The following is a 2,573-nucleotide window of genomic DNA, read 5'->3' on the forward strand; positions in this document are numbered from 1 at the left end:
TTCGATGTGTTTGCGGGAAAAAAATCGGCCCAGATCCGCGAAATTTTAATCAGCGAGTCAGCTTGGGAAGAAATGACCTGCTTATTCGCACCTTCCCTAGAGTGCAATATGGTGTGCCTGAATATAAAACTGGCTCAATACATACTTAAAAGTGGTAGTCGTTAGAACTAGACTGTTAATGATACAATTCTCCTGTTATTTTATTTTTATAAAAGGTCTCAAATATGCTCAAAAACAGATTTTCTTTATTGTGTCTTGCTGTGGCATCGTCACTTACTCTTACTGCTTGCGATGTAGTTGATGCTGCCTATGACGAGACTTTAAATGATAATGCACCCGAAATTGTAATAGCTGGAGGATTCAAAATTGATATCCAAGGTAATGCAGTTCCGGTTGAGGGATATGATAATTGCTCTTTGAATACTCTTCAGGGAAGCGTTGATACGGATAAATCAAATTGTATTGTTCTGGATAGAACACGTAAAAAAGTACCGGTTCTAGTTCATTTGTCATCCGGTCCCGTCAAAGAAGAATGGAAGATCGAGCACCAGGTTGAAAAAACCAAATCCGGCAAAAATTTCATCCAAACTCGTATGATTAGACCTGACGGTAACTTTGTAGTGCCTGCATCCTCAGAACGAGGGATCTTTAGTGGCAAACATTACAGTCAAGCCAGCTAAGTCAAGTCTATCCGTTCAAACAGAAAAAGGTTTCTTAAAAATGACGTTATCCGCTGCATTGCAAGGCACTTTTAAAGAGATGAGGAAAGACAATACAGTAGGCATCACAGTTCAAACTTGTTCAGATATTTTTGACAGCAATGTTCCTCCGGCTTATGTTTTCTGGCTTTATCGTCTCAAAGCGGGAGAAACTTTGCCGCGCGGAAGGTTCTTCAGAAAAAGAAAGCCAATCATCAATGTTATGGCAGTTGTTCATGATGCTGCATTCGAAAAATAACTGCGCTATCAGGAAAGTTACTTTTATGAACGTAATTGCAGCTGGAATTTTTTGCTTTATTTTTTACCCTACAGCTTTCGCTTATGCTTGTTATAAAAAGAGATGGCTAGAGTGGATTTTTCTTACTTTAATTATAATTTTTGCTTCTGCCATTTCGATTCAACAATACAATGAAGCGAATTTTGTAAGTGAGTTAAATTACCCTATGTTTATCTCCGCCATATATGGCCTGTCACTGGCATGGTTTCCTTTTCCGATTGCTTATGTTGTTCTGCGCTTCCTTCTTGATGATTTACAGCATGAGTACCCTAAACAGTGAGCAGATTTTAAGACTCATGAACAACATCGAAAGCACGAAACAGTCTGCACAAGGAAGATAAGGAGTATTCTTAGCAAGATATCTTTGTACCTGAAGACATAAAGCTGGCATCTTTTTCCTTATAGAGTGTATTATGATTAAGTAAATCCTTATCAAAGAATTAGAAAGTGAGGTCGTATGTCTGAAGCACTCAAATCGTTAAACAATATTCGTACTCTTCGCGCCCAGGGCCGCGAGCTGCCTTTAGAAGTACTTGAGGAAATCCTCGAAAAGCTTAATGTCATTGTTGATGAGCGTCGTCAGGAAGAATCATCCAAAGCTGCCGAACTGCAAGCTCGTCAGGAGAAACTTGACGCCCTGCGTAAGTTAATGGAAGAAGATGGTATCAACCCGGAAGAGCTGCTTGGCTCATTCCAGGCCAAATCTACGGCTACCAAGAAAAGCCGTGAACCACGCCCGGCCAAATACTCATTTACTGATGAAAATGGCGAAACAAAAACGTGGACTGGACAGGGCCGTACCCCCAAAGCTCTGGCAGAACAAATTGCAGCCGGTAAAAGTCTTGATGATTTCCTGATCTAACTTTTGCCACCAGTTTTGATAGAGGCCACTTCGGTGGCCTTTTCTCATACGGAATCAATTTCAGGTACAGAACATATGAAAAATTCAGAACCTAAGAGCTGTGATCCCTATGTGGACAGTTTGATTAGAAATGCAGATGCAAAGGAAGCCAGGTCATTTCTCAAAATATTGAAGCCCTTACCATTCCTTATCGTTATCATCGCTGTATTCTTTTTTTGGGTATCGTTTTCCCGTTTATTATCCCAGGTCGCGTAAAACCTTTTTAAAGACTCTTCTTTACCAGATATGCTCCCTCACCGGGATGGTTTCAACCTCTTCAGTTTCCCATATTGGCAAAACCTTCAGGAAATAAGACGATACCCTCCACGCTTTCCATTAAAGCGGGATGACGACGCCCAGTTCTTACGACCAGACTCCACGTTTTCGATTAGGATGCCTTTGGGCCCTTCTAACGAGGCCACCTCAACAACTCGCACTTTCCGGATCAGTCTTGGATCCACTTCTTCCCAGATCTGGCCAACTGTAATATCTTTTTGGGTTTGCATTTAATCTCTCGCTGTCATTTAGTGAACAAGACTAATCCTCGCCGTGGTTCAGCTTATGGCTTTATTTACGCGTAAGCGTCGTCTGAGTACCGTCTGGTCCCGAATCCAGGATCCTGTAACTTAAGCACCCACTTATTTTGCAGGTGGACACCTCATGCGCGCTAAAGAAA

At 41.5% G+C, this 2,573-nt stretch carries 4 protein-coding genes; all 4 read left to right on the forward strand.

Features of this window, described 5'->3' with window-relative positions; all coding sequences use genetic code 11:
• The first annotated feature begins 224 nt into the window (after positions 1-224).
• Positions 225-680 (forward strand): hypothetical protein, encoded by a 456-nt coding sequence (locus ACMWLG_RS25625; protein WP_000916941.1) that lies wholly within the window; start codon positions 225-227, stop codon positions 678-680.
• Positions 652-957, forward strand: coding sequence for a hypothetical protein (locus tag ACMWLG_RS25630; protein ID WP_223152485.1), 306 nt, complete (start codon positions 652-654; stop codon positions 955-957). The genes ACMWLG_RS25625 and ACMWLG_RS25630 overlap by 29 nt, the downstream gene beginning before the upstream one ends.
• Positions 958-982: 25 nt before the next feature.
• Positions 983-1,276 carry a hypothetical protein gene (locus ACMWLG_RS25635; protein ID WP_001100635.1) on the forward strand — a complete coding sequence of 98 codons (294 nt, stop codon included), beginning with the start codon at positions 983-985 and terminating at the stop codon, positions 1,274-1,276.
• 177 nt (positions 1,277-1,453) lie between these two features.
• Positions 1,454-1,858: an H-NS family nucleoid-associated regulatory protein gene (locus ACMWLG_RS25640; protein WP_001287391.1), complete on the forward strand. Its 405-nt coding sequence runs from the start codon at positions 1,454-1,456 to the stop codon at positions 1,856-1,858.
• The last annotated feature ends 715 nt before the right edge of the window (positions 1,859-2,573 follow it).

Origin of the sequence: Enterobacter sp. 01-M-02-SI-ECC, assembly GCF_047530595.1 — a bacterium.
Taxonomy (GTDB): Bacteria; Pseudomonadota; Gammaproteobacteria; order Enterobacterales; family Enterobacteriaceae; genus Enterobacter; species Enterobacter cloacae_M.

Bases quoted from the DNA above. Each gene is read 5' to 3' on its own strand.
- ACMWLG_RS25625 (WP_000916941.1), top strand. From the start codon at position 225: ATGCTCAAAAACAGATTTTCTTTATTGTGTCTTGCTGTGGCATCGTCA.
- ACMWLG_RS25635 (WP_001100635.1), top strand. From the start codon at position 983: ATGAACGTAATTGCAGCTGGAATTTTTTGCTTTATTTTTTACCCTACA.
- ACMWLG_RS25640 (WP_001287391.1), top strand. From the start codon at position 1,454: ATGTCTGAAGCACTCAAATCGTTAAACAATATTCGTACTCTTCGCGCC.